This window comes from Pseudomonas synxantha, from assembly GCF_900105675.1.
Lineage (GTDB): Bacteria > Pseudomonadota > Gammaproteobacteria > Pseudomonadales > Pseudomonadaceae > Aquipseudomonas > Aquipseudomonas synxantha.
On sequence record NZ_LT629786.1, the window covers coordinates 1,054,375 to 1,080,594 of the forward strand.

29 protein-coding genes and 1 pseudogene are annotated in these 26,220 nt (G+C 59.2%); 19 read left to right on the plus strand and 11 right to left on the minus strand.

The genetic code is table 11. The features are described 5' to 3' along the window. Positions 1 to 72 precede the first annotated feature (72 nt). From BLU48_RS04950 to BLU48_RS04970, 5 genes and pseudogenes are all read left to right on the plus strand, one after another. Positions 73 to 954, plus strand: coding sequence for an MBL fold metallo-hydrolase (locus BLU48_RS04950; protein WP_057024580.1), 882 nt, complete (start codon positions 73 to 75; stop codon positions 952 to 954). A gap of 320 nt (positions 955 to 1,274) precedes the next feature. Next, on the plus strand, positions 1,275 to 1,577 hold the full coding sequence (locus tag BLU48_RS04955; protein WP_032896084.1) for a type II toxin-antitoxin system RelE/ParE family toxin: 303 nt from the start codon (positions 1,275 to 1,277) through the stop codon (positions 1,575 to 1,577). Position 1,578: 1 nt separating this feature from the next. After that, entirely contained in the window at positions 1,579 to 1,953 is a 375-nt protein-coding gene (locus BLU48_RS04960; protein WP_057024581.1) for an addiction module antidote protein, read from the plus strand. Positions 1,954 to 2,276: 323 nt separating this feature from the next. Next, entirely contained in the window at positions 2,277 to 2,912 is a 636-nt protein-coding gene (locus tag BLU48_RS04965) for a lytic polysaccharide monooxygenase auxiliary activity family 9 protein (protein WP_057024582.1), read from the plus strand. 40 nt (positions 2,913 to 2,952) lie between these two features. Then, positions 2,953 to 3,954 (plus strand): annotated as a pseudogene (locus BLU48_RS04970) (chitinase); the annotation flags it as partial. A gap of 196 nt (positions 3,955 to 4,150) precedes the next feature. Here the strand turns inward: BLU48_RS04970 and gudD are convergent. The 3 genes from gudD to BLU48_RS31625 form a co-directional block, all read right to left on the minus strand. Continuing rightward, entirely contained in the window at positions 4,151 to 5,476 is a 1,326-nt protein-coding gene (gene gudD, locus BLU48_RS04975) for a glucarate dehydratase (protein ID WP_057024584.1), read from the minus strand. A 20-nt stretch (positions 5,477 to 5,496) separates the two neighbouring features. Beyond that, entirely contained in the window at positions 5,497 to 6,855 is a 1,359-nt protein-coding gene (locus BLU48_RS04980) for an MFS transporter (protein WP_057024682.1), read from the minus strand. Positions 6,856 to 6,944: 89 nt separating this feature from the next. Beyond that, positions 6,945 to 7,199, minus strand: a complete 255-nt coding sequence (locus BLU48_RS31625) for a hypothetical protein (protein ID WP_124356214.1) — start codon at positions 7,197 to 7,199, stop codon at positions 6,945 to 6,947. Between BLU48_RS31625 and BLU48_RS04985 the strand changes: the two genes are divergently transcribed. The 7 genes from BLU48_RS04985 (at position 7,192) to gbdR (ending at position 14,733) form a co-directional block, all read left to right on the plus strand. After that, positions 7,192 to 7,905, plus strand: coding sequence for a FadR/GntR family transcriptional regulator (locus tag BLU48_RS04985; RefSeq protein ID WP_057024585.1), 714 nt, complete (start codon positions 7,192 to 7,194; stop codon positions 7,903 to 7,905). The genes BLU48_RS31625 and BLU48_RS04985 overlap by 8 nt on opposite strands. Positions 7,906 to 7,915: 10 nt before the next feature. Beyond that, positions 7,916 to 8,611: a tRNA (adenine(22)-N(1))-methyltransferase gene (locus BLU48_RS04990; RefSeq protein ID WP_057024586.1), complete on the plus strand. Its 696-nt coding sequence runs from the start codon at positions 7,916 to 7,918 to the stop codon at positions 8,609 to 8,611. A gap of 67 nt (positions 8,612 to 8,678) precedes the next feature. Then, entirely contained in the window at positions 8,679 to 9,305 is a 627-nt protein-coding gene (locus tag BLU48_RS04995; RefSeq protein ID WP_057024587.1) for a glutathione S-transferase family protein, read from the plus strand. A gap of 186 nt (positions 9,306 to 9,491) precedes the next feature. Beyond that, complete coding sequence (locus BLU48_RS05000; protein ID WP_057024588.1) at positions 9,492 to 11,222, plus strand: OPT family oligopeptide transporter; 1,731 nt, start codon at positions 9,492 to 9,494, stop codon at positions 11,220 to 11,222. Between the two features lie 117 nt (positions 11,223 to 11,339). Then, positions 11,340 to 12,080 carry a BPL-N domain-containing protein gene (locus BLU48_RS05005; RefSeq protein ID WP_057024589.1) on the plus strand — a complete coding sequence of 247 codons (741 nt, stop codon included), beginning with the start codon at positions 11,340 to 11,342 and terminating at the stop codon, positions 12,078 to 12,080. Between the two features lie 138 nt (positions 12,081 to 12,218). Then, positions 12,219 to 13,625: an amino acid permease gene (locus BLU48_RS05010; protein WP_057024590.1), complete on the plus strand. Its 1,407-nt coding sequence runs from the start codon at positions 12,219 to 12,221 to the stop codon at positions 13,623 to 13,625. A 22-nt stretch (positions 13,626 to 13,647) separates the two neighbouring features. Then, positions 13,648 to 14,733, plus strand: a complete 1,086-nt coding sequence (gene gbdR / locus BLU48_RS05015; RefSeq protein WP_057024591.1) for a choline metabolism transcriptional regulator GbdR — start codon at positions 13,648 to 13,650, stop codon at positions 14,731 to 14,733. A 177-nt stretch (positions 14,734 to 14,910) separates the two neighbouring features. Here the strand turns inward: gbdR and BLU48_RS05020 are convergent, their stop codons facing one another. After that, positions 14,911 to 15,291, minus strand: a complete 381-nt coding sequence (locus tag BLU48_RS05020; RefSeq protein WP_057024592.1) for a cupin domain-containing protein — start codon at positions 15,289 to 15,291, stop codon at positions 14,911 to 14,913. Positions 15,292 to 15,425: 134 nt separating this feature from the next. Between BLU48_RS05020 and BLU48_RS05025 the strand changes: the two genes are divergently transcribed. Next, the gene (locus BLU48_RS05025) at positions 15,426 to 15,908 is read left to right on the plus strand and encodes a GNAT family N-acetyltransferase (protein WP_057024593.1); all 483 of its coding nucleotides are present in this window, start codon (positions 15,426 to 15,428) and stop codon (positions 15,906 to 15,908) included. 19 nt (positions 15,909 to 15,927) lie between these two features. Here the strand turns inward: BLU48_RS05025 and BLU48_RS05030 are convergent, their stop codons facing one another. Then, positions 15,928 to 17,688, minus strand: coding sequence for a S8/S53 family peptidase (locus BLU48_RS05030; protein ID WP_057024594.1), 1,761 nt, complete (start codon positions 17,686 to 17,688; stop codon positions 15,928 to 15,930). A gap of 134 nt (positions 17,689 to 17,822) precedes the next feature. Here BLU48_RS05030 and BLU48_RS05035 point away from each other — a divergent pair, with 134 nt between their 5' ends. Beyond that, positions 17,823 to 19,283: an MFS transporter gene (locus BLU48_RS05035; protein ID WP_057024683.1), complete on the plus strand. Its 1,461-nt coding sequence runs from the start codon at positions 17,823 to 17,825 to the stop codon at positions 19,281 to 19,283. Positions 19,284 to 19,340: 57 nt separating this feature from the next. Here BLU48_RS05035 and BLU48_RS05040 read toward each other — a convergent pair whose 3' ends face one another. Then, complete coding sequence (locus BLU48_RS05040) at positions 19,341 to 19,826, minus strand: hypothetical protein (protein WP_169718283.1); 486 nt, start codon at positions 19,824 to 19,826, stop codon at positions 19,341 to 19,343. A gap of 163 nt (positions 19,827 to 19,989) precedes the next feature. Between BLU48_RS05040 and BLU48_RS05045 the strand changes: the two genes are divergently transcribed. After that, positions 19,990 to 20,709, plus strand: a complete 720-nt coding sequence (locus BLU48_RS05045) for a class I SAM-dependent methyltransferase (protein WP_057024596.1) — start codon at positions 19,990 to 19,992, stop codon at positions 20,707 to 20,709. A 10-nt stretch (positions 20,710 to 20,719) separates the two neighbouring features. Here the strand turns inward: BLU48_RS05045 and BLU48_RS05050 are convergent, their stop codons facing one another. Genes BLU48_RS05050 through BLU48_RS05065 form a run of 4 tightly spaced genes read right to left on the minus strand, consistent with a single transcriptional unit; the run spans position 20,720 to position 22,280 of the window. Next, on the minus strand, positions 20,720 to 21,085 hold the full coding sequence (locus tag BLU48_RS05050; protein WP_057024597.1) for a hypothetical protein: 366 nt from the start codon (positions 21,083 to 21,085) through the stop codon (positions 20,720 to 20,722). An 18-nt stretch (positions 21,086 to 21,103) separates the two neighbouring features. After that, complete coding sequence (locus BLU48_RS05055; protein WP_043047549.1) at positions 21,104 to 21,403, minus strand: META domain-containing protein; 300 nt, start codon at positions 21,401 to 21,403, stop codon at positions 21,104 to 21,106. 58 nt (positions 21,404 to 21,461) lie between these two features. Next, entirely contained in the window at positions 21,462 to 21,704 is a 243-nt protein-coding gene (locus tag BLU48_RS05060) for a hypothetical protein (RefSeq protein ID WP_057024598.1), read from the minus strand. A 33-nt stretch (positions 21,705 to 21,737) separates the two neighbouring features. After that, a complete protein-coding gene (locus tag BLU48_RS05065; RefSeq protein ID WP_057024599.1) occupies positions 21,738 to 22,280 on the minus strand; it encodes a GNAT family N-acetyltransferase in 543 nt (180 codons plus the stop codon). Between the two features lie 161 nt (positions 22,281 to 22,441). Between BLU48_RS05065 and BLU48_RS05070 the strand changes: the two genes are divergently transcribed. The 4 genes from BLU48_RS05070 (at position 22,442) to BLU48_RS05085 (ending at position 24,943) form a co-directional block, all read left to right on the plus strand. Then, complete coding sequence (locus BLU48_RS05070; RefSeq protein ID WP_020302473.1) at positions 22,442 to 22,675, plus strand: hypothetical protein; 234 nt, start codon at positions 22,442 to 22,444, stop codon at positions 22,673 to 22,675. A 66-nt stretch (positions 22,676 to 22,741) separates the two neighbouring features. Then, positions 22,742 to 23,185: a GNAT family N-acetyltransferase gene (locus BLU48_RS05075; protein WP_057024600.1), complete on the plus strand. Its 444-nt coding sequence runs from the start codon at positions 22,742 to 22,744 to the stop codon at positions 23,183 to 23,185. 336 nt (positions 23,186 to 23,521) lie between these two features. Further along, positions 23,522 to 24,151: a DUF3885 domain-containing protein gene (locus BLU48_RS05080; protein ID WP_057024601.1), complete on the plus strand. Its 630-nt coding sequence runs from the start codon at positions 23,522 to 23,524 to the stop codon at positions 24,149 to 24,151. Between the two features lie 183 nt (positions 24,152 to 24,334). Beyond that, a complete protein-coding gene (locus tag BLU48_RS05085) occupies positions 24,335 to 24,943 on the plus strand; it encodes a hypothetical protein (protein ID WP_231989012.1) in 609 nt (202 codons plus the stop codon). A 312-nt stretch (positions 24,944 to 25,255) separates the two neighbouring features. Here the strand turns inward: BLU48_RS05085 and BLU48_RS05090 are convergent, their stop codons facing one another. Continuing rightward, positions 25,256 to 26,137, minus strand: coding sequence for a LysR family transcriptional regulator (locus BLU48_RS05090; RefSeq protein WP_082636710.1), 882 nt, complete (start codon positions 26,135 to 26,137; stop codon positions 25,256 to 25,258). Positions 26,138 to 26,220 lie beyond the last annotated feature (83 nt).

Sequence of the window (26,220 nt, forward strand, 5' to 3'; positions counted from 1 at the left end):
CATTCAGGCCACTGTTGGCCGTTACGGGGTTCGGCAAGAATAAACGCCTCGATACATAACAGGACTCAACTCATGAAACTTACCACGCTCCCTCTGGTTTTCAGCATCGCTTGCGGCGCAGCTGCCACGCCTGCATTGGCAGGCTCGACCGCCCCTGATGCAGCCAACAAATTAGACCTTCAGCAAGTACGTAACGCGACGGTGAAAATCACCTATGGTGGTATCACCTTTCTGATTGACCCGATGCTGGCCAAAAAGGGCACTTACCCAGGTTTCGAAAATACCTACCGTAGCGAGCTGCGCAATCCGCTGGTGGACTTGACCGAGTCGCCGGCACAGGTCATCGCCGGTGTCGACGCTGTGATCGTCACCCACACGCACCTTGACCACTGGGACGACGCAGCACAAAAAGCGCTGCCCAAAGACATCCCGTTGTTTGCCCAGCATGAAGAAGACGCGCAGTTGATCCGTTCCCAAGGTTTCAAGAATGTGCGTGTGTTGACCGACGAAGCGGAATTTGGCGGCGTCAAAATCACCAAGACCGGCGGCCAGCATGGCACCGATGAGATGTATGCCGTGCCGGCGCTGGCAAAGCCATTAGGCGAAGCCATGGGCGTGGTTTTTCAAGCACCCGGTTACAAAACCCTATACCTGGCGGGTGACACGGTGTGGCGTAAAGAGGTCGACCAGACCATCGAGAAGTTCCACCCCGAGGTGATCGTGCTCAATGCCGGGAAGGCCATGATGGCGGGGTATGAGGGCTCGATCATCATGGGTGAGGAAGACGTGCTGCGCGCTGCACAGGTGGCGAAAAACGCGAAGATTGTGGCTGTGCATATGGATGCCATCAATCACATGTCCTTAACCCGCGAGGCGTTGCGTAGCTACGTCAAGCAGCACGGCATCGAGGGGCGTGTGGATATTCCTGAGGATGGCACTTCATTGGCTTTCTGAGGCCAGGCGCAGGGCAAAATGTGGGAGGGGGCTTGCTCCCGATTGCGGCAGGTCAGCCAACCTCTTAGTGGCAGATACACCGCTATCGGGAGCAAGCCCCCTCCCACATTGATAGGCGTTGATTGGCCCTCCCTTTTCGGCTGGCGCTGCCCTCGGCTCAATGCCTGATCAACTGCTCTGGATGCAAGGTACACAAGTGCTAATAGTATTGCTCGGCTGCCTGCGCGGCGGCTGGACTAGGATTTTTTCTTGCGGTGCTCACCGACATTAAAAATTCACTGGCATCTACAAGGAGTAGCCAGTAGGCTACAAGTGACTCTGTGATCAATACGATTGGCAGGACGCCCGAGTTCGATACATGGCTCGACGGTATGAGGGATGTATGGGGAAAAACGGCTGTGCTGATCCGCCTGGATCGAGCCGAAGAAAACAATTTTGGCGATTGCCAGCCTGTAGGCGATGGCATGAGTGAAATGCGTGTGTTTGTCGGGCCCGGCTACAGGATTTACTTTGTGCGCACAGGCATCACCGCTTACCTGATGCTGTGGGGGAGCGATAAAACCGACCAGAAACGAGGAATCAAGCGGGCAAAAGAGATTCTCGATGCCCTGAGAGGTCAATGACATGAGTAAGTCGACATTCAAACCAGAGGACATGCCGATCCTCGAGCTGGATACATCCGGCACCAGCGCCTATGAGGCTTCACGTTTCCTTGATAGCCCGGAAACCATCAGTGCCTATCTTGCGCAAAGCATGGCGTGCCATGACCCGCAAGTCCTTATGAAGGCGCTGGCCGAGGTTGCCAAGGCCCAGGGTGTGAACAAGGTTGCCGAAGCGGCGGGGGTGAATCGGGAGAGCCTGTATAAAACCCTGAAAGGCGGCTCAAAGACGCGTTATGAGACGGTCCAGAAGCTGATGATGGCATTAGGGGTGGAACTGACGGTGCAACCGATTGCCGCGACCGCAATTAAAAAAACGGCCGTCATCGGCAAAACCTGATGGACCCAAAAGAGGACGGTTTATTTGATTGAAAATAGAGACGTCCCTTTTTGTCCACAGAGGGCCATTCCCTTACGAACGGGATCAAACGATTTAAGAGAGAAGCTGAGTTGATGTGCGCTTGGTCTTGTAGGAAATCGACCTCTGATAGCGTAAGGCTATTCCTATTATACTGGTTATATATCCAGTGTTTTCGGGGCGGCGAGCTCATGAAACGAAAATGATTGAAAAATGGGCCTATGGCAAAAAAAAGCGACTCCGTTAGTTTGAGGTCCTCTCCTTCAAGAAAGGAGAGTTCTTAATCAAGTGAATGGAGTCACAAAATGAACAAACCACAAACCCAGACACCGCTTCGCCATGGTCGTGTCACATCCCCTTCCAGCCGCGGTGCAGTCGCCGTGGATCTCGGCCTGCTGGAGACCTGGCAGGTCAATGAAATGGAAGGCGGCAAGAACTTCCCGGCACTGATGGCCGGTCCGTTCCCGGCGCCTTATCAAACCGACAGTGACAGCGTCACCCCACCAGCCGACGGCTTCATCCTCAGCGGTGGCAAGACCGATGCCCGTGACTGCATCAACTTAACCAGCGAGGAAATGGCCAAGAAACTCAACCGCGCCTTCACCTGGCCGTTGCTCAATGTCGAGCCGGGTCAGACCTTCAAGGTCACCTGGGCATACACCGCGGCGCACACCACCCGTGGCTATCGCTGGCTGATCACCAAGGATGGCTGGGATCCGAAACAGCGCATCACCCGCGCACAACTGGAAACCCAGCCGTTCGCTGAAGATTTCTATGCCCAGGTGCCGTACTACAGCCATGCAGGCGAACTGAAGGCCAAGGTCAATCATGAAGTGAAACTGCCGGCCAACAAAAAGGGCCAGCATGTGATCGTATTGATGTGGATCGTCGCCAACACCGGCAACGCCTTCTATCAAGCCTTCGACGTGGACTTCAAATAAGCCCGCACCATTAAACCCACAGGTTCTGAAGGATTAGAACATGTCAAATATCGACTTTACCTCACTGCAATCGCCACTGAACGATGCCGCTTCGCTGATGCCCAGCATCGCCGGCAAAAAGATCCTCATGGGCTTCTGGCACAACTGGCCTGCCGGCCCGAGCGACGGCTACCAGCGTGGCCAGTTCGCCAATATGAGCCTGGCGGATGTACCAAAGGATTACAACGTGGTGGCCGTGGCCTTCATGAAGGGCAACGGTATCCCAACCTTCAAGCCGTACAACCTGTCCGACGCCGAGTTCCGTCGTCAGGTGGGCGTGCTGAACAGCCAGGGCAGGGCGGTGCTGATTTCCCTTGGCGGCGCCGATGCACACATCGAACTGCATAAAGGCAACGAACAGCCACTGGCCAACGAAATTATCCGCCTGGTGGAAACTTATGGCTTTGATGGCCTGGATATCGATCTTGAACAGAGCGCGATTGATTTCGCCGACAACAAGACTGTCCTGCCCGCCGCGTTGAAATTGGTCAAGGACCACTACGCAGGTCAAGGCAAACACTTCATCATCAGCATGGCGCCGGAGTTTCCCTACCTCACCACCGCCGGCAAATACGTCGGTTACATCCAGGCGCTGGAAGGCTATTACGACTTCATCGCCCCGCAGTATTACAACCAGGGTGGCGACGGGATCTGGGTGCAAGAGGTCAACAACGGCAACGGCGCCTGGATTGCCCAGAACAACGACGCGATGAAAGAGGACTTCCTGTTTTACCTGACCGAAAGCCTGGTGAGCGGAACGCGCGGGTTTACCAAAATCCCGGCAGACAAGTTCGTCATTGGCCTGCCCGCGAACGTCGATGCGGCTGCCACCGGTTATGTGATCAACCCAGCAGCCGTGACCCGTGCATTCAAGCGTTTGTACGACAAAGGATTGTCGATCAAGGGCCTGATGACCTGGTCGGTGAATTGGGACAACGGGGTCAGCAAAGACCACGTGCCCTACAACTGGGAATTCAGCCGCCGTTATGGGCCGTTGATCAATGGCACTGCTCTCTCTGGCCTTGAGGAGGATACGGCGGATCTCGAGGTCGCCAATCGGCAGTAGCGCAAAGAGACCTCTGGCAGACGTGCCAGAGGTCAAACAGCTAAGCTTCTGATCTGACTAAAATCCGATGCCTGTTTGGGCATCGGATTTTTTGCGTCACGCTCAAATTGCGCTGAGCGTTCATAAAGCCGATTTACCGCACCAAACAAGGCCGCTTGTTATCAAAGCCCCAACCCGGAATCAAGAACTGCATCGCCACACTGTCATCCCGCGCCCCTAGGCCCATACCTTTGTACAGCTCATGGGCCTTGGCTACGGCGTCCATATCGATATCCACACCCAGGCCCGGCTTGGCCGGCACCTTTACGTAACCGCCTTCAATCTTCAACGGCTCGTGCGTCAGGCGCTGGCCGTCCTGCCAGATCCAGTGGGTATCGATGGCGGTGATTTCGCCCGGTGCGGCCGCGGCCACCTGGGTAAACATCGCCAGGGAAATATCGAAGTGGTTGTTGGAGTGTGAACCCCAGGTCAGGCCCCAGTCGTTGCACATTTGCGCGACGCGCACCGAGCCCTGCATTGTCCAGAAGTGCGGGTCGGCGAGGGGGATGTCCACCGATTGCAGCTGGATGGCGTGGCCCATTTCGCGCCAGTCGGTGGCGATCATGTTGGTAGCGGTTTTGAGGCCCGTGGCGCGGCGGAATTCGGCCATGACTTCGCGGCCCGAGTAGCCGTTTTCTGCACCGCACGGGTCTTCGGCGTAGGCCAGCACATGATGCTGGTCACGGCACAGGCGGATGGCTTCTTTGAGCGACCAGGCCCCGTTTGGGTCAAGGGTGATGCGCGCATCCGGGAAGCGTTCGGCCAGGGCGGTGACGGCTTCGATTTCTGCATCGCCACTCAACACGCCGCCCTTGAGCTTGAAATCGTTGAAGCCATATCTAGCTTTGGCCGCTTCGGCCAGGCGTACCACGGCGTCAGCGGTCAGGGCTTTTTCGTGACGCAGGCGGAACCACTCATCATCGGCGTCGGCCTCGTTGCGGTAGGCCAGGTCGGTAGCGTTGCGATCCCCCACATAAAACAGGTAGCCAAGCATTTTCACCGCGTCGCGTTGCTGGCCTTCGCCAAGCAAGGCCGCTACCGGCACTTCGAGAAACTGACCCATCAGGTCGAGCAGCGCGGCTTCCATGGCGGTGACGGCATGAATAGTGATGCGCAGGTCAAAGGTTTGCAGGCCGCGGCCGGCACTATCCCTGGATGCAAAGGTACTGCGCATCTGGTTGAGGACGCGCTGATACTGGCCAATCGGCTGGCCGATCACCAGGCTGCGGGCGTCTTCCAGGGTTTCGCGGATGCGCTCGCCACCGGGCACTTCGCCGACGCCGGTGTGGCCGCTGCTGTCCTTGAGGATAACGATATTGCGCGTGAAATAAGGGCCGTGGGCGCCGCTGAGGTTGAGCAGCATGCTGTCGTGGCCGGCGACCGGGATGACCTGGAAATGGGTGACTACAGGGGTATTCATGGCAAGGTCCTTATATACGCTCAAAGGGGTTTGCTGATGGCGGCGCCAGGTGCAGCGCTATGTGAGGTCTGCACGACAGAGGGCGACGTCTTGGCGAAAAACACCAGGATGGCCGCGAGCACCGAGGTGCCGGCCAGGCCATACAGCCCGCCCTGGATCGAGCCGGTGGTCTGCTCCAGAAAGCCAAAGGTGGTCGGTGCCACAAAGCCGCCCAGGTTGCCGATGGAGTTGATCAGTGCGATCACGGCAGCGGCGATGCGCACATCCAGGTAGCCCTGGGGGATGGGCCAGAACAGCGACGACGCGGATTTGAAGCCGATGGCCGCAAAGCAGATCGCCACGAAGGCGAAGATCGGTCCGCCGGTGGTGGACATGAACATCCCGGCCGCTGCGATCAGCAACGCCGCGGCGACCCAGGCCTGCTGGAACTTGAACTTGCCGGACAGCGTCGCGAACGCATACATGGCGATGATCGAGATCAGCCAGGGAATCGAGTTGAAGAACCCGACCTGCACATCGCTCAGGTCACCCATTTTCTTGATGATGCTCGGCAACCAGAAAGTCGCGGCGTAGATCGTCAGTTGAATGCAGAAGTACAGGGCGCAGAACAGCAGGATCTGGCGGTCCTTGAGCAGCTTGCCGATGGTCGGTTTCACCGTGGTCAGGGCTTCACGTTCGCGCTGTTCCTGGTCAATGGCGTCAACCAGAGCGTCCTGTTCTTCGCGGGTCATCCACTTGGCATCATGGGGCTTGGAGTCCAGCCAGAACCACACAAAGAACCCCAGCGCCACCGAAGCCAGGCCCTCGATGGCGAACATCCATTGCCAGCCGTGCAGGCCCAGCCCTTCGATCTGCAGTAACGCCCCCGACAAAGGCCCGGAGATCAACGACGCCACCGCCGAACCACTGAGGAAGATGGCGATGGCTTTACCACGCTCCACACCGGGCAACCAACGGGTGAAGTAGTAGATCACCCCCGGGAAAAAGCCCGCTTCGGCCACGCCCAGCAAGAAACGCAGGATGTAGAAGTGGGTTTCGTTCTGGATAAACGCCATCAGCGTGGCGACGATGCCCCAGGTGAACATGATGCGGGTCAGCCAGATACGTGCACCGACTTTTTGCAGCAGCATGTTGGACGGCACTTCGAACAGCGCGTAGCCGATGAAGAACAACCCGGCACCGAAGCCGTAGGCCGCCGCGCCGATGCCCAGGTCATGCTCCATGTGCGTACGCACGAAGCCGATATTGACCCGGTCGATGTAGTTGAGGATGAACATGATGACGAACAGTGGCAGCACATGGCGCTTCACTTTGCTTACGGCGCGGGCGAGTACCGAATCACGTTCGGGTGCGGCGGATGCTGGGCTTGAATGGCTCACCATTTGAAAACGTCCCCTGATTGTTTTTATGCGGGTTAGGTGTTTTGTTGCCAGACATCATACAAGTGCTTTTCTGAGTATCGCAATGCTCAGCTCAGTGATTTTGTGTTTATAAGGGCCAGGTCTGGCGGCGTATTTTGGTTATTTGTGAGTCTTTGCTGGGTTTTATCGCTGGGATGAGGGCGTAGTGGTGGGGTGGCGCTTTCAGCGCGAAACAGCTGATAAAAAGGACGTGTGGTGTTGTTGTCATACAAGTTGGGTGTTTTTTCAGCAATGAGGTGTCCTTTGCATTCAGAGTGATAAGCTCCCTCCAGCCCAAGCCCGTGGACCGTGACAATGCCCATTGAAAGCACAACACCTGTGCGTAGACGTTCAACCAACCTGGCCCAAGGCGTGGTCGAGTCGCTGACCCAGCGCATCCTGCTCGGGCAACTCAAGCCGGGTGAAAAGCTGCCGTCTGAATCCACCATCGTGCGCGAACACGGGGTGAGCCGTACCGTGGTGCGCGAAGCGCTGTCCAAGCTGCAGGCATCCGGGCTGGTGGAGACGCGTCATGGCATCGGCACCTTCGTGCTGGAGCAGCACACGCAGCCAGGCTTGCGCCTGCATGTGGACACGGTCGCGAGCGTGCGCAACATGCTCGAATTGCGCCTGGGCCTGGAAGTGCAGGCCGTGGCCCTGGCCGCGCTGCGCAGGAGCGACGCGCAACTGGCCCACATGCGCCAGGCCCTGGATGACTATCAAGCCTCGTTGGCCAACAACGACAGTTGCGTAGAGGAAGACAAGCGCTTTCACCAACTGATCGCCGAGGCCACCGGCAATCGGTTTTTTACCGACATCATGTTGCACTTGGGCAGCGGGATGATCCCGCGCACCCAGGTCAAGGCCGCCGAACGTGGCGGCGCGGATTTTGCCAAGCTGGGGCAACTGGCAAACCTTGAGCATGAGGCGATCTACAATGCGATCAAGCGCCAGGACCCGGACGCCGCACGGGCGGCCATGGTGTTGCACTTGACCAACAGCCGGGATCGATTTTCCGGGCAATCATAAGGAACCACCGTTGAACCAACACACCTTGTCCATGCGCCTTGAGCGTGTGGCGGCGCATGTGCCGACCGGCGCACGCCTGGCCGATATCGGCTCGGACCACGCCTACCTGCCGGTGGCCTTGATGCGTCGTGGCGCCATTGCGGCGGCTGTGGCGGGGGAAGTGGCTGCTACGCCATTTCACGCAGCCAACCGTACCGTGAACGATAACGGCCTGGCGCAGCACATCACGGTGCGCCTGGCCGATGGCCTGGCGGCCATCGAGCCGGCCGACGCAATCACCGCCATCAGCCTGTGCGGCATGGGCGGTGAGACCATCCGCGACATCCTCGACAGCGGCAAGGCTCACCTCAATGGCCGCGAACGCCTGATCCTGCAACCCAACGGCGGCGAGCAACCGCTGCGCCAATGGTTGATGGACAACGGCTACCAGATCCTCCATGAAGAGTTGCTGCGGGAAAACCGCTTCTACTACGAAATCATCGTCGCCGAACCCACCGAGACGGTGACCTATACTGCCGAGCAGCTGTACTTCGGCCCGTTGCAAATGCAGGCGCGCAGCCCGGATTTCCTGGCGAAGTGGCAACGTATAGTGCGCGAGAAACGCAAGACACTGGCCAGCCTCGAACAAGCGCGGCAGGCCGTGCCCGAGCAGAAAGTGCAGGAGATCGTGCAGCAGGTGCAGTGGATCGATCAGTTGCTCGCCTGAGCCACATTCACGGCACTTCACCGCTACCCTGTAGTCTTCTCCTAAATCCCCCAAGGTGTTGCCCGCTATGATCACTGTTCACCACCTCAACAATTCCCGCTCACAACGTATCCTGTGGGTGCTTGAAGAACTGGGCCTGCCCTACGACATCAAACGCTACCAGCGCGACGCCAAGACCAACCTGGCACCACCTGAACTCAAGGCCGTTCACCCCCTGGGCAAATCCCCGGTGATCGAAGACGGTTCCCGCGTGCTGATCGAATCCGCCGCAATCATCGACTACCTGATCCGCCGCCACGGCAACGGCCAACTGCAACCCGACCCGGCCACCGACGCCTACGACAGCTATGTGCAATGGCTGCATTTTGCCGAAGGCTCGGCCATGCTGCCGTTGATGCTCAACCTCTATGTGGGGCGGCTGGGTGAAGCGGGCGCACCGCTGCATCCGCGGATTGAATCGGAGTTGGCCAACTACCTGGGCTACTTGAATGATGTGCTGGGGCGCACGCCGTACCTGGTGGGCGACGAACTCAGCGGCGCGGATATTCAGATGAGCTTTATCGGCGAAGTCGCCCAGGCCCAGGGCAAATTGCAGGCGTACCCGAACCTGGCGGCGTGGGTCAAAAAGCTCCAGGTGCGCCCGGCTTACCGCAAGGCGGTGGAGCGGGGCGGGGAATATGCGTTCGCCAAATAGCCAGAGGTGAAGAGGACCAATGTGGGAGGGGGCTTGCTCCCGATAGCGGTGGGTCAGCTACAAAAATGCTGACTGACAGACTGCTATCGGGAGCAAGCCCCCTCCCACATTTGGAACCAGGTGAACCTTCGAGTCCTCCAGCGCTCACTTAAGAGGCGGCACTGGTTTTTCTCGAAAGGAATCTGCATGTACTCCACCTCGGCAACCGTCCCCGTAGAACGCGAACTGAGCCTGCGGGCAGTCATCACCGGCATCGTACTGGGGATACTGCTGACTCCCTCCAACGTCTACGCAGGCTTGAAGATCGGCTGGTCATTCAATATGTCGATCATCGCCCTGTTGATCGGCTATGGCATCTGGCAAGGCCTGGCCCGGCGTTCCGGCGAGCACCTGCCGTGGACCTTGCACGAGAGCAATATCAACCAGACCGTGGCCTCGGCCGCCGCTTCGATCATCTCCGGCGGGCTGGTCGCACCCATCCCGGCTTATACCTTGCTCACCGGCAACCAACTGGCCGCGCTGCCAATGATCGCCTGGGTGTTTTCGGTGAGCTTCCTGGGGATCTGGATCGCGTGGTACCTGCGGCCTTCATTGCTCAATGACAAGGCGCTGAAGTTTCCCGAAGGCATGGCCACCCTGGAGACCCTGCTGCACATCTACAACCACGGGCGCGAAGCCGCAACGCGCTTGAAAGTGCTGCTCGGCGCGGCGTTGTTGTCGGGGCTGGTCAAGTGGGTGGATACCTTTATGTGGGCCTTCCCGCGCTGGTCGCCAAGTGCCCAGTTGGAGCGCTTGACCTTCACCGCAGACCCTTCGCTGCTGTTGCTGGGGTTCGGCGGCATTATCGGCATTCGCGTGGGCCTGACCCTGCTGCTCGGCGCTCTGCTGGCATGGGGTGGGCTGGGCCCGTGGCTGTTGGCGAACGGGCTGGTGAGCCTGCCCGCCGGCAGCAGCGGCCCGCAGTTTGCGGTGTTGGTGGAATGGCTGTTGTGGCCGGGGGTGAGCCTGATGGTGTGTTCCACCCTGGCGTCCCTGGCGATTCGCCTGTGGGCATTGCACCGCTCAACCCAGGCCGCTGGCGGTACGCCATGGGCGGTTCCCAAGCTCGGACCTGCCGCCGGTTTTGCCCTGGCGATCGTGCTGGTGGTAAGCCTGCAGGCGCTGCTGTTCGGCATCAACCTGGGCATGGCGCTGCTGACCATTCCCCTGGCGATCTGCCTGGCCGCTGTGGCGGCGCGGGTAGTGGGGGCCACTGGCATTCCACCGATTGGCGCCATCGGGCAACTGTCCCAGCTCAGTTTTGGCATTGTTGCGCCGGGCCAGGTGCCGATCAACCTGATGAGCGCCAATACCGCCGGCGGTTCGGCGGGGCAATGCACCGACTTGATGAATGACTTCAAGGTGGGCAAGGCGATTGGTGCTACGCCGCACAAGCAAGTGATCGCCCAGATCCTGGGGATTTTCGTCGGCAGCATCGTCGGCGTGTTCGCTTACCTGGCGTTGATTCCCGACCCTCAGACCATGCTGCTCACTGAAGAATGGCCGGCCCCGGCGGTGGCCACCTGGAAAGCCGTGGCCCAGACCCTGACCCATGGCCTGGATTCACTATCGCCGAGCATCCGCTGGGCCATCGGCATTGCCAGCCTGTTCGGCGTACTGCTGGGCCTGCTCGACAGCACGCTGCCGGCCCATCGCGCTCGCTATCTGCCGAGTGCGGCAGCCTTGGGACTGGCCTTCGTCTTGCCCGCCTCGGTGTCGCTGATGATGGCCCTGGGCGCGGTGATCACCTGGGCGGTGAGTTGTCGCTGGCCGAGCGTGACGCAACGTTTTGCGATCACGGCAGCGGCAGGGTTGATCGCTGGGGAGAGTATTACCGGCGTGGGTGCGTCGTTGTGGCAGATGCTGGGGAATGGCTAGCGGTCCAAGTCCAACAGCTGATTTACAACTCTTCACGACTTCAAAAAGCTCATCGTTATAGGCTTGGCGCTGCGACGTCTGGATCAAACCCATTCAACTGACCGTTGAGCCTACCCCATGAAACTGCCCGCCATCGCTGCCACGTTGCTCGCCTTCGCTACGCTGCATCCGTTACCCGTACATGGCGCAACGCCCATCACCCATGTCGCCATCTACCGTGGCCCGGCAGGTTGCGCGGACTGCTCGGAAAACGTGAAAACCGCCTTGCAGCGTCTTAACCCGAATTACCAGATCGACTTCGTCGGCGCCGGCGAACCCATCGACATCACCCCACACACCCTGGCCCGCTACGACCTCTACGTACAACCCGGCGGCGGCCAGGACATCCCCGGTGCCCTCGACAGTCTCGGTGATGAGCGTGCCGAGGCCATCCGCGACTACGTCGCCAAGGGTGGCCGCTACCTGGGCTTGTGCATGGGCGCCTACCTCGCGGACGACAACAACCTCGGGCTGATCCCCCAGGCGCTGGACACCGAAGCCGGCCGCCCCGGTTTTGAAGTGACCGGTATCGACGACGCTGCTGTGCGGGTGACGTGGGCTGGCCAGGCTGATCATGTGTTCTATCAGGATGGCCCGTACTTTCCCAAGGCCAGTGCCGCCGCGCCCTACAAGACCCTCGCCACCTACCACAACGGCGATGTGGCAGCGGCGCGCTACGCCTACAAGAAAGGCGTTGTGGTGCTGAGCGGGCCGCATCCTGAAGCCGGCCGGGAGTGGTTTGAGAATGCCGATATCCCACTGGACAAGATGCCGCGTGGGGAGTTGTTTGGCGCGCTGATTCGCAGCGTTCAAGAGTAAGGCGCGACGCTCGCTAAACCCGTGCATCGCCATCACCAATGTCGATATCAGACTCGATGATGGCGTAACCAGGCTACTTGTACCGGGCCCCGCGCACTTAAGGTGAGGGTCATTGGCCGCCTGAGCACAACAAAAACAATGATTAGCCTGACTCCCAACGATTCCAACGGTCAGCTGGCGCAGGGCTTCAAGCCCCGCCACGTGACCATGTTGTCCATCGCCGGCATTATCGGCGCGGGGCTGTTTGTAGGCTCCGGACACGCTATCGCCGCCGCCGGGCCGGCGGTGTTGCTGGCCTATCTGTTCTCCGGCCTGCTGGTGGTGCTGGTGATGCGCATGCTCGGGGAGATGGCGGTGGCGCGCCCCGACACCGGTTCGTTTTCCACCTACGCCGACCAGGCCATCGGCCGTTGGGCGGGGTTCACCATCGGCTGGTTGTACTGGTGGTTCTGGGTGCTGGTGATCCCCATCGAGGCGCTGGCCGCCGGGCATGTGCTCAACCAGTGGTTCCCCCAGGTCGATGCCTGGCTGTTCGCCTTGCTCTCGATCATCCTGCTGGTGATCACCAACCTGTTCAGCGTCGCCAAATACGGCGAGTTCGAGTTCTGGTTCGCGATGGCCAAGGTGATTGCCATCGTTGGCTTTATTGGCCTGGGTTTCAGCGTGCTGATGGGCTGGATCCCGGATCGTGAAGCCAGCGGCTTGAGCCGCTTGATGGAGGAGCACGGTGGCTTTGCCCCCAACGGCCTGTCGGCGGTGGTGGGCGCGTTCATCACCATCATGTTCAGTTTCATCGGCACCGAAGCGGTGACCATCGCCGCAGCCGAATCGAGCAACCCGGCGCAGAACATCGCCAAGGCCACACGCTCGGTGATCTGGCGCATCGGTATTTTCTACCTGTTGTCGATCTCCATCGTTATTTCCGTGGTGCCCTGGAACGACCCGCTGCTGGCATCCGTGGGCTCCTATCAGCGCGCACTGGAGCTGATGAATATCCCCAATGCCAAGTTCATGGTCGACGTGGTGGTCTTGATTGCGGTGGCCAGCTGCATGAACTCCTCGATCTACATTTCCTCGCGCATGCTGTTCTCCCTGGGCAAACGCGGCGATGCGCCACGCGCACTGAAAATCACCTCGGCGGCGGGCGTGCCCAGGGCTGCGGTGATCGCCAGCACCATCATCGGCGCGGGCATCACGCTGCTGAGCTATTTCATGCCGGCGGGGTTGTTCCAATTCTTGCTCGCCAGCTCCGGGGCCATTGCGTTGTTGGTGTACCTGGTGATCGCGATCTCGCAACTGCGCATGCGTCGGCTCCTGCTTCGACAGAACATCGAGCTGACCTTTCGCATGTGGCTGTTTCCCTGGCTGACTTACCTGGTGATCGTGTTCATCTGCCTGGCGCTGGGGGTGATGATGGTGACGCCGGAACATCGCACCGAAGTGTCTTCGACCATTGGCCTGGCGTTGGTGATTTCCTTCATCGGCCTGGTCACGGCGCGCCAGCACAATCGGGCAACCAAGCCGGTTGCGCTGGAACAGTCCTGATCCCGCGTGGAGAATCGCCCTGATGGACGCTGACGCGCCGGTTTGCCAGACCATCGGCTTTTTGCTGCTGGACCAATTCACGCTGATATCACTGTCGTGTGCGGTCGAGCCGTTGCGCATGGCCAACCAGTTGGCCGGCGAAGAACTCTACCGTTGGCAGACCCTGAGCCTCGACGGCCGGCCGGTGTGGGCCAGTGATGGTGTATCGGTTACGCCGGATGCCTGCGCGCTGGATCAGCGTGGCTTCGACGCGGTAATCGTGTGCGGCGGCATTGGCATTCAGCAGGCCATCAGCTCTGCCCACATTGCCTGGTTGCGCAGCCAGGCACGCTTGTATTGCAAGCGCCTCGGTGCGGTGTGCACCGGCAGTTGGGCGCTGGCCCAGGCGGGTTTGCTCGACGGTTTCCAGTGCAGCGTGCATTGGGAGCTGATGGCGTCGATGCAGGAGGCGTTCAGCCGCGTGCGGGTCAGCTCCAGCGTCTTCACCCTCGATGGCAACCGCTTCACCAGCTCCGGCGGCACCGCCCCGCTGGACATGATGCTGCACCTGATAGGCCGCGACCACGGGCATGAGCTATCGGCGGCGATTTCGCAGATGTTCGTGTACGAGCGCATTCGCAATGAACGCGACCACCAACGCGTACCGCTCAAACACCTGCTCGGCACCCAACAGCCGAAGCTGCAGGAAGTGGTGGCCTTGATGGAAGCCAACCTGGAAGAGCCCATCGACCTCGACGACTTGGCGGCTTATGTGCAAGTGTCCCGCCGCCAGTTGGAGCGCATGTTCCAGAAGTACCTGTACTGCACACCGTCGCGCTACTACCTCAAGCTGCGCCTGACCCGTGCGCGCCAATTGCTGATGCAGACGCCGATTTCGATCGTCGAGCTGGCGGTGATCTGTGGCTTCGTGTCTACGCCGCACTTCTCCAAGTGCTATCGGGATTTTTTCGGCGTGGCCCCCAGTGACGAACGCTTGGACATGCGCCTGCACCCGCCCGCCGCAGTGCGACCGGTGACGCCAGCCCCAGTATCGGAAAGGCCCAAGGACACATTGGAGCAGGCGCGCGACGAGCCGACGTTTGCGAGTGTGCAGGTTCAAAGACGATAAGGCCGCGGTGTTAGGTATCAACACAACTTTGCGTACCCCGCTGGCCCCTGTGGGAGGGGGCTTGCTCCCGATGGCAGTGGTTCAGCCAACACATGCAGTGACTGACAATCCGCCATCGGGGGCAAGCCCCCTCCCACAGGGTTCAGCGGACGTACCTGAAGTCGTGCGCCTCAGCGCTCAAATCCACTGGTCATTCAAAGCCGTACGCTCTCCACCCTCATGCCCCGTATTCAGGATCCCTCGCGGCTCGATCATCATCAGCTTGGCTTCTCCCTCGGCCGCCGTCCTGTGCTCAATGCCACGCGGCACCACATACAACTCACCCGGCGCCACGTACACAGGGCCGTCCGGCAGGTCGATGCGCAGCGTGCCTTCGAGCACCAGGAAGGCCTCGTCGGTTTCCGGGTGCGAGTGCCAGATGAATTCGCCTTCGATGCGCACCACCTTGAACTGGTAGTCGTTCATTTCGGCGACCACCCTTGGGCTCCATTGCTGGTCGATGAGCGAGGCTTTTTGCGTGAGATTTACAGGCTGGGTGGGATGCTGTAGTTGAGTCATGCTGGATCACTCTTTTCGGTCAGAGAAGCTAGAGTATCCAAGCCGCCGGTCAATGGGCTTGTACGATCCTGCAAGGGCACTGTTGAAATGCACGTGCCTTCGACTCATCTTCTGTACCAGGAGAACGATGCACCATGGAAGATCTTGTAACCTATCGTCACGCTACTGCGTCCGACGCACTGAGCATCTGCGAACTGGGGCAGTTGCTCAACGAATTGCACCACGCTGCGCGACCGGATATCTACGCGGCAGCCACCCAGGACTTTGCCCGAGACCTGCCGCACTGGCTTGGCCTGTTCGAGAAACCCGAGCATGTAGTGTTCATTGCCCATGTCGGCCACCAAACCGTCGCATTTATTACCGCCAGCCTCTCAGCAAGCGCCGGGCCACTGATGCAGCCATTGAACGTGGTACGTATTGGTTCAGTGTGCGTCGCCGAGCGATTTTGGGGCAAAGGCATTGGGCGCGGGCTGATTGAGCGCATCAAGCAGTGGGCCATTGAAAACCATGCCCAGGACCTGAGATTGGCGGTCTGGCCGTTTAATGAGCGGGCGATGCGCATGTACACCGAATTCGGATTCGAGTCCCGTGCGGTTGAGATGGGCCTGCGCCTGTAACGGCCAGCAACCCTTGAGCTCAGCGCACCCGCGTACGACTCTGCACCGCCAGGTCCAACGCCTTTTGCATATCCAGCCGTGCCGAACGGCCCACGTCCTTGTCATTGAGTTGGTAGTTGCGCTCCGATGGCAGGATGGGCGCCGTGAGGTCCTGGGCATCGCTGCGTTCGAAATCATGGTTGTCGCCAATGGTCATGGCGCTGCGGCGCAGCAGCATGCGCAGTTGTTCGGGTTCCAGTTGCGGGTTGATCGACAGCATCGCTGCCAGCAGGCCTGCGACCATCGGCGTGGCGTAGGAGGTGCCGCAATGCACCGCGCCTTCCTCGCCGGCAGTGGCGGTGGAGGCATGGGTGCAGGCGGCGGCGGTGATGTCTACGCGCATGTCGACATTCGAAGAGCTGCGTGTGACGGCGTAAGCCGGGTCTTCAACGGCAATGTCGGTGCGCTGGTTGCGCTGGTGTGCGCCGACCACCAGCAATTGTTCGGTGATGAAGGAGGAGGGCAGGCGGTAGTCATCACTGCCCGAAAACGCCGAGCCATTGCCGGCGGAGTTCACCACGATCACGTCGGGATGTTCCTTGCGCAGCCACAGGAAAAACTCTTCCAGCAGTTCTTCATAGCCACTCATGGCGATGCCCGAGCGCACCAGGGAATCGACGTCGTTGCCATTGACGTCCTTGGTCCCGACACGATGAATGCCCCAACTCCAATTGAGCACGCGCACGCCGTCTTCCACCAGGTTGACTGACGCGGCGATGTTGGCGGTAATGCCGGCATCAGAGTTGCGGTCCACAATCACCTCAAAGCCATCGCTGGCCTTGTCCAGCCCGCGCAGAAAGCCGCTGTTGCCGCCATTATCCCAGCCTGCCGCGAGTATGCCGGTGACCGTGGTGCCGTGGCTGTCCGGCGCCTGCGTATCGCGGGCATACACGCAGGTGCGTTTGGGTGAGCAGGGGCCGAGGTAGTCGGCAAAATCCGCAGTGTCGAAATCCACCCCGCGCTCGATCACGCCGATGCGTACCGGCTTGGGCGCTATAGGCGTGTGCTGCCCGGGGATGCGCCGCTGGTAGTAAGCCACGGCGTCAAGAAAGCGGTTGGCGGCCCATTCATCAGAATCTGGCGCCGGCTTGCTTGGCTTTTCAGGCCGGGCCTGTTCGGCCTCTTCGGCTGCGGACTCTTCGATGACCACCGCATCCACGCTGGTCTCGCTGCCCAGGCGCAGCACCAGTGCATCGCGTTGCACCAGGTCCTTGGCCGGCAGGCGCAGCTGGTAGACGTTCAGTGGCGCAATGCTGCCCACCACGGTTGCGCCGTACTTGCGCGCCAGGCGCTCGGCTTCCTGGCGACCCTCGTGGTCTTCTTCAATCAATACGCTGACCAGATCGACATAGGTGGTCAACCCATCCATGTTCTTGGCGACTTCACTTGGCCCGGCGGCCACCACCTGGCTGTGGCGCAGGCTCAGCCAGGCCGCGTTGCTGGTGCGCGGGCCGTCTTCCAGCCACAGCGGGCCGCTCTGGTAGGTGGCGCTGTCCAGGTGCAGGCGCAACTGGTTGCCGTCGTGCTGGACGGCCTTCGTCGGCAATGCCTGGCCTGCCAGTTTCAACTGCGGGGTGCCAGCGCCGAGGCCGCGCACGGTCAGGCACCACTCCTGCTGACGGTTGCCCAGCAGGTCGCCACAGCGCTTGAGGTTTTCCAGGCGCAATGGCTCCTGGGCTGTGGCATACGAGCTGGCAGTAACGGTGAACAAGCTGAGGAGGGCGGCGCAGCGTAACGACATGAGCAGGGTTCCTTGCCTTTATGGCCTGCTGTTCCGACTGCACCAGGGCCTGCTTCGTTCAGCCTGCGCAACTGAACTCCCGCTGTGTGGGCTGACTCATAACGAAGGAGCAAGTGCACAGGATGGATGTGGCAATGACCCGACAACAGGCACTCAAAAGCGAAATGGGCACGGTCTTCGAAACCGACCTGCCCGCACGTCTCGACCGCCTGCCCTGGGGCCGCTTCCACACCCTGCTGGTGTTTGCCCTGGGCATCACCTGGCTGCTCGACGGCCTGGAAGTGACCCTGGCCGGCTCGGTCTCCGGCGCCTTGAAGAACAGCCCCGAGCTGCGCATGAGCAACTTCGACATCGGCCTGGCCGGCGGCGTCTACATCGCCGGCGCTGTGCTTGGGGCCCTGCTGTTTGGCTGGCTCACCGACCGCCTGGGCCGGCGCAAGCTGTTTTTCATCACCCTGTGGCTGTACATCGGCGCCACCGCCGCCACGGCGTTTTCTTTCAGCCTGGAAACCTTCCTGCTGTTCCGCTTCCTGACCGGCATGGGCATCGGTGGCGAGTACACCGCGATCAACTCGACCATCCAGGAGTTCACCCCGGCGCGCTTTCGTGGCTGGGTCGACCTCACCATCAATGGCACCTTCTGGCTCGGCGCGGCCCTCGGTGCCGGCGGCGCAATTGTGCTGCTTGACCCTCAAGTGGTCGGCGGTGACCTTGGCTGGCGCCTGTGTTTCGGCATCGGCGCCGCCCTGGGCTTGATCATCCTGGTGATGCGCCTGTGGCTGCCCGAGAGCCCGCGCTGGCTGATGATCCACGGCCGGCACGACGAAGCCCGGCGCATCGTCGAAGGCATCGAAGCGCGCCTGCGCGACACCGGCCACGAGCTGCCTGCCGTCACTGGTCCAGCGCTGCGCCTGCATGCCCGCGACTACACGCCCCTGGGCGAGATCTTCCACACCCTGTTCGTCAGCTATCGTCGCCGCGCTTTGGTCGGCATGACCTTGCTCACCGCCCAGGCGTTCTTCTACAACGCAATCTTCTTCACTTACGCCCTGGTGCTCACGGACTTCTACCAAGTCCCTGCCGAAAAAGTCGGCTGGTACGTGCTGCCACTGGCCCTAGGCAACTTCTGCGGCCCGCTGCTGCTGGGGCGCTTGTTCGACGTGATCGGCCGCCGGGTGATGATCAGCGCGACCTACGCGATCTCCGGCGTGCTGCTGGCGCTGAGTGGCTACGCGTTCCAACAGGGCTGGTTCGATGTGACCCAGCAGGCACTGGCGTGGATGGTGATCTTCTTCTTCGCCTCGGCGGCGGCGAGCTCGGCGTATTTGACCGTGGCGGAAACCTTCCCGCTGGAGATACGCGCACTGGCGATTGCGGTGTTTTATGCCTTCGGCACCGGGCTGGGCGGGATTATCGGCCCGACGTTGTTCGGGCAACTTATACAGACCCAGCAGCGCGGGAGTTTGCTGATTGGGTATTTGATCGGCGCAGGGTTGATGTGCGCGGCGGCGCTGGTGCAGGCGGTGTGGGGCGTGGCGGCGGAGCGCCAGGCGCTGGAGGCGGTGGCGCGGCCGTTGTCACAAGCTGAGGATTGAGGGGCGCATCACTCACCTCAGCCCGCAACGCAGGCATGTGGGCTGCGCGTTAAAACATCACTGCATGCTGATGTACTGGAAATGCGCCTGCGCTTTTTCGACCGCGCTGCGCACTGCGTCTTTTTGCGCTTCATTACCGGCGTAATAGATACGCATGCCACTCAAATCGACCGAATCAAACGCGTTCTTGATAATCGCCACGTCGAGCGCGGTACCCGCACCCATAATTAAAAAGCCGCTGTCGCCCGCGCTTTTTGCCTGCAGCAGGGCTTGCTTGAGAGCCGTTGCATTGGCGCCACCGCCCGCAGCAATCGCCATGCTGTCACCGATCAGGCCATGACTTGGTATTTTTACACTGGGCAGGCTCACGGTGGTCTGGCCAGCAGTAAGTGTCATGACGTGGGCGTCAGCGGCTTCCTGGTAAATCTGCTGGTCACTTTTACCCGATGATGCACAACCTGCCAGGGTGACCAGTAAGGCCGCGGCTATTAACGCTTTCATTGCATTCTCCTTGAAGGGGCGGGGGGCTCCGTGCGTAGGCATGATAGGGATCGGGTGAGGCAATTGCTATAGAGTCTTCCGAGTGTTGAGCATGCGAGCGACGGCCTCGGCGCGTATTCCCTATAGGAATGCAGCAGATAAAATTAATGAATTTTTCTTATCTCTGTGGGTGACGTAAGTTGCTTCAAGGCCACGGAGAACCGCCTTGAACTCGACCCCATCCAACCCTGCTGAAAAATTCGATACCTCAAGAGCCAGTGAATACGCACGCCAGAGCCGTATTGCCCTGGCGGGATATGATGCCTGCCAGGATCTGGCCGCCTGCATGCTGGCGGCAAGCCTTGGCGATGCGCCCTCGGCCAACATACTCGTGGTCGGCGCGGGCGGTACGGCGCAGGAGATCATAGCCATGGCCGGGCTCGAGCCGGGCTGGCGCTTCATGGCCGTTGATCCTTCCCAGCCGATGCTGGAAGCAGCAAGGCAGCAGTTGCAAGCCAACCACTTGCTTGAAAGAACCACCCTGCATCTTGGGCACCTCGAAGACCTGCCAGCAGATGCGTCATACGACGCCGCCACCTTGATCGGTGTACTCCACCATCTGGAGGGAGATGAGGCCAAGCGCCAGATTCTGCAATCGATCCGGGCGCATCTCAAACCGGGTGCACCGCTGATTGTCGCGGGCAATCACTATGCTTACGCCAGCCAGCCGTTACTGCTGGCGGCCTGGGGGCAACGGTGGCGCCAGCATGGAGCCAGCGCGGACGAAGTAAAGGCCAAGCTCGGGAAAATCCTCCAAGGCGCCGACCCTCCACATTCCGAAGCAGCGGTTCAGAAACTGTTGCACGACGGCGGGTTTGGCGACGCGACGCGTTTCTTCAGCAGCCTTTTCTGGGGGGCCTGGTTGACGTGTAAAGCGGGGGAGTGAAAGGTCGATTTCAGATCGCCCGCACATTGGCCAATCGCCGATGCCAATCGCCGCCATGCTGGTGATGGCATTCCTCTTCGGAGTCGAAACTGACGCAACGGGCCATGTGCGTAACCTGCACGCCAGCGTCATCCAGCGCCGCGGCGGTCAGCTCGCGCATGCGTGCGTCGGCCCCGGTGGAGAAGGCGTGCTCCTTGCTCGCACGGCTGTCGAACACCCAGGTCACGCGCAGGCTTTGGGGGAAGGCGCGGTAGTCGACGGTGTGGGTCAACCAGTCGAAGCCCGGTATTTCAGCTTTCGCGATTTCGCAGGCTTCGGTCAGGGTTGCGATGAGACGACGTTCAATACGTGCATGATCGCGTGAGGCAGGCGGCATAAAGGCGCTCCAACGGGCTTATGGCTTGTCGCCCTCGCAAATGGCTTTCAGACCCAGCACGGTAGTAGGCGTCGGGCCCAGATGGGAGGTCGTGCTCACCAGCATATTGGCGCCGGTGTCACCTTCCAAGCGATAAGGCTTGCCGTTACAGACCTTTGCGGCTTTCTGGTTGATATTTTCCAGCAAGCCCTCCCTGGAGTTGAAGATGCTGCCATGGCTGCTGATCATGTATTCACCCGGGGCAACTTCATTGGCGCCGGTGAATGTGCAGCCGCTCAAAGCCAGGGTGATGCATCCAAGCGAGAGTAATTTTTTCAAGTCCGTGAATCCTGGGAGTGGGTTGGGGCGTCAGGCGATAGGCTGATCAGCGCGAGGGTTATTGCAGCGAGGGGCGCAAGCGTTGCCACTCATTCCAGCAATCCTCGGCAATGATATCCGGGTAACCCCGCTCTTGTTCCATCGCCAGCGCGGTGGAGAAGGTTACCGCAATGCAAGTGGCTTGGTCGCGGATATTGCAGACTTCGACTTCGCTGAGGGGGGCGCCTTTTTTCGATTCGGCGGCTGTCAGCACGGCGGCGAGGGCGGGGACGAAAACCAGGCAGAGGGGCTCGGTGGGCATCGGCTTTATTCCTGAGTGGGGTGGGTGGCGCGCTTATTGTTCAGGGTTGATCAGTGATCTCAGCGTATGGTCCTCCCAGACGCCGGCAATTTTCAAATAGGCTCGCGCATAACCTTCCTTCTCAAACCCCAGCGATTCCAGAAGACGTTCACTTCGCACATTGCGGGGTAAATGATTGGCCATGATCCGGTGAAGGCCCAGTTGCTCAAAACAGTGACGGTTGGTGACCTGAAGTGTCTTTTTCATCAGGCCGCGACCTTGGGCCGATTCCGCCAGCGAGAAGCCGAGATGACAGGCCTGAAAAACCCCCTTCACAATGTTCGCGTAGTTACACCGCGCTAGAACCTCTCCGTTCTCGGGCTCAAGCAAGAGGAAAAACAGAGCATTGCCAGCTTGCATACTCTTTACCTGCTGCTCGACCCTGGCCTTGGCGCTGCCCGTTGTGAAATATTCCTCATCCCTGAGCGGCTCCCAGGGTTGCAGATGCCTGCGGTTAACGCGTTCGTAACGGCTGATCCGCTCGAAATCGTCACGCGACAATGGCCGAAGGCAGTAGCCCTCAACGCAATACTCCATAAACCCCTCCAGATTTATCAATGCCCCGACGCTGACTGCGTAACCGCGAAGAATAGCGCCGCTGCGCGTAAAGCGACCCCTTTCACGGCAAACAGGTCTACCATACCTGCCCCGGCAGTGGTTCCACTCGCTCCCGAACTCAATTTTTCAAGGTAGCGATAATGTCCATCGACCAGATCTCCCTCCCCAAAGGCGTAGGCCCCCACGCCGCCAAGCTTCTTGACGCTATTACTGGCGCCTCCACCCATGAAGAACTTAACCGTGCTGGCGGTAAAGCCGAGGGTTTTGTGTTGGGTTTGGAGGCTACCAAGGCGATCAAAAGCCAAATTGCAGAGTCGCTGTATGTGGCTTATGACGACGCCGCGAGCAATCGGGCGAGTGAGTTGAAGGGCTAATGTGAGTCAGTCCATGGCTGCGGGATGAGGCCATACCATCCCTTCAACTCATCAAGGGCTAATGGAATGGCACTACGACTCAGACAAGCACGTGTGACCGATCTTCCGGCCATCTACCGCGGCGAGGAGAGCTATATCCGCTGTTGGGAGCCCGAGCATGAAGCATCCTGGCGCGCCCAACTGGAACGGCACCTGACGCGTTGGGTAGATAATTTTGATCGTCTGAATGTCGCGCTTATGGGTAATACCTTCGCGGGTTACTCACTCTGGACGCCAGAGCAGAATTACGCAGAACTTTGCACTATCCATGTCATGCCAGAACATCGGCGTAGCGGGGTAGGCATAGCGCTGTTGGAAGCCTATGCCCTGGACGCGGTACAGCACGGATTCACGCAATTGCGGCTGAGTGTGCGACCTGATAACCCCGCGAAGAGGATGTACGAGAAGGCAGGGTTTGTGTGCAGCGGTACCGGGGCACATGATTACTTGACGTATAAGCGACACGCGTGAAGCGAACCGCTTGGTATTTTCACGGCATAAATGGATTAATGGCCCCCAGGAAGGAAAACGCCATGCCAGTAGACACCCACCCAATCCGCATTCTCTCGCAACGCCTTAGCATTGAGCCCTTCTGCGAGCAGAATGCTGTCGGAAAAATATGATTCGGTGTGTACCAGATAGCGGTGGTTTAACCCTGGATATTACGTTGGCCGATTGCTGTCCTTCACGAACGGCAGAAATCGGCCAACAGCGGACGCTCGCGGCTTAGCTCAGATCTTACGTATACAGTAATATCCGTCTGCACCGCCCAAGCTATGGAGTCGGGCTATTAGCCATGAGGATCAAGTGAATCTACAACTTGAAATTGAGAGGATCTTTGGGGGTAAAGCATTTGCCAGGCCACTTTTCTATTCCTATCCAGGAGGTCTGCGTTTTGAGCTCTCTGAAACTGGCGGAGTGATTGAGCAATTTCTAACAGCACTACGAAAATCAACAAAGATCTGCAGCGATATCTTCCTTGATGACGCGACGCTTGTTGCTTGTCTGCGCATTCATTCTGGCAGCAACCGATTTGCTCATCGGCCCCTGATTCACGCTCTTCGATCTGCCGGCATTAACATACCCACGGAATTCTCAGTCTGGAGTGAGGAGATAGATCCGGAGGAATGGTTTTGCGAAAGGGAGCCGGAGTATTGGATCAACATCGCATTTGAAGCGCCTGCGACTCTGCTTCAAGCATTTCTTTGGTGTGCTTTGGCTAGGGACTTTGCCGCAATTCAGCCTAAACCCAACTGCGTTTTATACCTCTTCAATTTGAAGAAGCACGTCATGGTTTTTCCCTACGACGATAGAGGTATGGATGTGGTCGGCCCCAACAAAGATCTGCTTTCACAGCTGTATCGTCTGCATCATACATACCTGCTGGATTACGACCGACACACGATGGACACCACATTTGCAGGGCCTGCGCGCTAGCCTCATTGCTTACATTGGAGCTGAAATCGTGCCCACAGCCCACATGGCCACCGTCTCCTTTGGGTCGGAAGGGGTCGATCGCGAGCAGCGATGTCAGCCGTCCGCAGCTTCCTGCCAATCGTCGAGGCCGGATGCCGCAAGGCCGTCTCACAGGTATCACGATGAGTCAGAAAGCTCGCTTATGTGACCTTTTCAACAAAGTTGCTCGATGCGGCCTTTAACCCTATTGTTCTCTGCAATCCGGTCGATACAAAACCAGCTCGTCTCCCTTCCAGTCTTTTTGCCGTCGGTGTGAAGTTGATTAAATCCTCTGTAATCTCATGCCTAGCATTGCTGACCGGTTGCGTTGGTCACTACCAGCAGCCAGCGCCGGACGCAGCGCATGCAACACTGGAGGCCAAGTGGGGCAGTAACAATTTAGTATCTGGGGGCTCTCAAGCGTTTTACGCGTTTTATGATAACAACTGCAATGACACGGAAGAGACCGGCGTACTGGGTGGAATTTCAGCGTCGAACCCCGAAATTAATCGTTTTTTGATCAAACCTGAGAGACGTATTTACCTGAACGCTCTCAGTACGGGCGTAAAAAATCGCAAGACCACTGATGAGTCACTTATTCACAAAAGTTGTTTGACCATCCGCAGCTTCATCCCCCACACGGGAGCGACCTATCGGATAACCTTGTCGACTCCTGACTCCGGCTGTTCATTAGAAGTGATAGATGTACAAACAGGAAAAGTGCCAGACACCCTCATGGTCGAACCAGTTTCAAAGGAATGTGGTTTGAACTAGTCCCGCGTTGTAAGGGTGCCAGACCGCGAACAACCGACTCAGGCAGGTATTAACCGGTAGCTGAGGGATTTGCTTCTCAACCCGTAGCAACCGCAGAGACGTTGAGCCGTTACTTTCCGAACTGTTTCGTTCTGTGCAGAGCCTTTTTTCGGCCTGAAGCCCATTGACCTAAACCAGTGGGAAAAGTGAGCGGCTGTGCACTCAGCAACGGTTGGACCGCCTGCAATTGGCCGACTGCGTCCCTTCACGACAGGCACCAACCGGCCAGAAGCGGACCTTCATCGTCCGAATTGAAAGCCCACGTTTTTTACCTCAGGGATTTGTAACTCCTCTGCCAAATTTGCTGGCAAGCATTTCCCGTACAGCACCGACCAAATGAGACTCGCCAGCACGCGCAGGTAACAGGCTGAACTCAACATCGGGTAAAGTCGGCAAGCGGAGGGCCGGCCGGCAAACCTCTGCCCCCAGCGGAACCGCGGAGGCATTCAGACAAGCGACGCCCAGCCCTGCCATCAGTGCTGATTGCAGCCCTGCCACTCCGGACGCGGAATGGGCAATCACATAAGGCACTTTGTGTGCGTCCAGCGTCTCTCGGGTTAGGCGTTGGAGGCTGCATCCCTCCGGCAGCACCAAAAGTGGCAACACGCTATCTTCTTCACCCTTCGGCTCTAACCCCGAGGCTGATACCCAATGCAATGCTTCCCGACGCACCGGAATACCCTCGGGAAAGCTGCGGCCGTCGAGTATGCGCATTGAAAGGCCGATATCAAAGTCTCCAACATCTGCCCCGCCCTCTATTTGCAGGCTCTTTCGCACCGACACATGCACTCGAAGGCGTGGGTAGCTCAGGCGCAGTTGTTTCAATAACTCAGCAATCGAGCCAGGTAAGAAGTAGTCGGTGATTGCCAATCTTAATTCGCCGGCGAACGTCACTCCACGTACGTCTTCAAGAGCGCGATCACTCAAGGCCAATAGTTCTCGTGCATGCGCCATCAATCGCTGCCCCGCCGGCGTAGGCCGAACCCCCTTTTTGCCCCGTTCCAGCAGCGTTACCCCGGTGAATGCTTCGAGCTTACGTAATTGTTCGCTCAACGCCGATTGCGACCGGCATAAGTGCGGCGCTGCTTTCGAAAGGCTGCCTGAATCGATGGCAACGGTGAAAGATCGCAAGAGATCCAAGTCAAGGGGGCGCATGTTCATCCTGCTGTTTTTCCGATAGATAGATGCATATCTTCCGGCTTTTCAGCGGCATCGCAACTTCTTACTCTGCGCTGGAC

What these genes read in the sequence shown, in the direction of transcription:
- BLU48_RS05030 (WP_057024594.1), bottom strand. Translation starts at nt 17,688, where the DNA reads ATGTCGTTACGCTGCGCCGCCCTCCTCAGCTTGTTCACCGTTACTGCC.
- BLU48_RS05065 (WP_057024599.1), bottom strand. Translation starts at nt 22,280, where the DNA reads ATGGAGTATTGCGTTGAGGGCTACTGCCTTCGGCCATTGTCGCGTGAC.
- BLU48_RS05040 (WP_169718283.1), bottom strand. Translation starts at nt 19,826, where the DNA reads ATGCCTACGCACGGAGCCCCCCGCCCCTTCAAGGAGAATGCAATGAAA.
- BLU48_RS05060 (WP_057024598.1), bottom strand. Translation starts at nt 21,704, where the DNA reads ATGCCCACCGAGCCCCTCTGCCTGGTTTTCGTCCCCGCCCTCGCCGCC.
- BLU48_RS05010 (WP_057024590.1), top strand. Translation starts at nt 12,219, where the DNA reads ATGATTAGCCTGACTCCCAACGATTCCAACGGTCAGCTGGCGCAGGGC.
- BLU48_RS04960 (WP_057024581.1), top strand. Translation starts at nt 1,579, where the DNA reads ATGAGTAAGTCGACATTCAAACCAGAGGACATGCCGATCCTCGAGCTG.
- BLU48_RS05000 (WP_057024588.1), top strand. Translation starts at nt 9,492, where the DNA reads ATGTACTCCACCTCGGCAACCGTCCCCGTAGAACGCGAACTGAGCCTG.
- gbdR (WP_057024591.1), top strand. Translation starts at nt 13,648, where the DNA reads ATGGACGCTGACGCGCCGGTTTGCCAGACCATCGGCTTTTTGCTGCTG.
- BLU48_RS05005 (WP_057024589.1), top strand. Translation starts at nt 11,340, where the DNA reads ATGAAACTGCCCGCCATCGCTGCCACGTTGCTCGCCTTCGCTACGCTG.
- BLU48_RS05035 (WP_057024683.1), top strand. Translation starts at nt 17,823, where the DNA reads ATGACCCGACAACAGGCACTCAAAAGCGAAATGGGCACGGTCTTCGAA.
- BLU48_RS31625 (WP_124356214.1), bottom strand. Translation starts at nt 7,199, where the DNA reads ATGGGCATTGTCACGGTCCACGGGCTTGGGCTGGAGGGAGCTTATCAC.
- BLU48_RS05020 (WP_057024592.1), bottom strand. Translation starts at nt 15,291, where the DNA reads ATGACTCAACTACAGCATCCCACCCAGCCTGTAAATCTCACGCAAAAA.
- BLU48_RS05070 (WP_020302473.1), top strand. Translation starts at nt 22,442, where the DNA reads ATGTCCATCGACCAGATCTCCCTCCCCAAAGGCGTAGGCCCCCACGCC.
- BLU48_RS04995 (WP_057024587.1), top strand. Translation starts at nt 8,679, where the DNA reads ATGATCACTGTTCACCACCTCAACAATTCCCGCTCACAACGTATCCTG.
- gudD (WP_057024584.1), bottom strand. Translation starts at nt 5,476, where the DNA reads ATGAATACCCCTGTAGTCACCCATTTCCAGGTCATCCCGGTCGCCGGC.
- BLU48_RS05075 (WP_057024600.1), top strand. Translation starts at nt 22,742, where the DNA reads ATGGCACTACGACTCAGACAAGCACGTGTGACCGATCTTCCGGCCATC.
- BLU48_RS04950 (WP_057024580.1), top strand. Translation starts at nt 73, where the DNA reads ATGAAACTTACCACGCTCCCTCTGGTTTTCAGCATCGCTTGCGGCGCA.
- BLU48_RS05050 (WP_057024597.1), bottom strand. Translation starts at nt 21,085, where the DNA reads ATGCCGCCTGCCTCACGCGATCATGCACGTATTGAACGTCGTCTCATC.
- BLU48_RS04965 (WP_057024582.1), top strand. Translation starts at nt 2,277, where the DNA reads ATGAACAAACCACAAACCCAGACACCGCTTCGCCATGGTCGTGTCACA.
- BLU48_RS05090 (WP_082636710.1), bottom strand. Translation starts at nt 26,137, where the DNA reads ATGCGCCCCCTTGACTTGGATCTCTTGCGATCTTTCACCGTTGCCATC.
- BLU48_RS05025 (WP_057024593.1), top strand. Translation starts at nt 15,426, where the DNA reads ATGGAAGATCTTGTAACCTATCGTCACGCTACTGCGTCCGACGCACTG.
- BLU48_RS04985 (WP_057024585.1), top strand. Translation starts at nt 7,192, where the DNA reads ATGCCCATTGAAAGCACAACACCTGTGCGTAGACGTTCAACCAACCTG.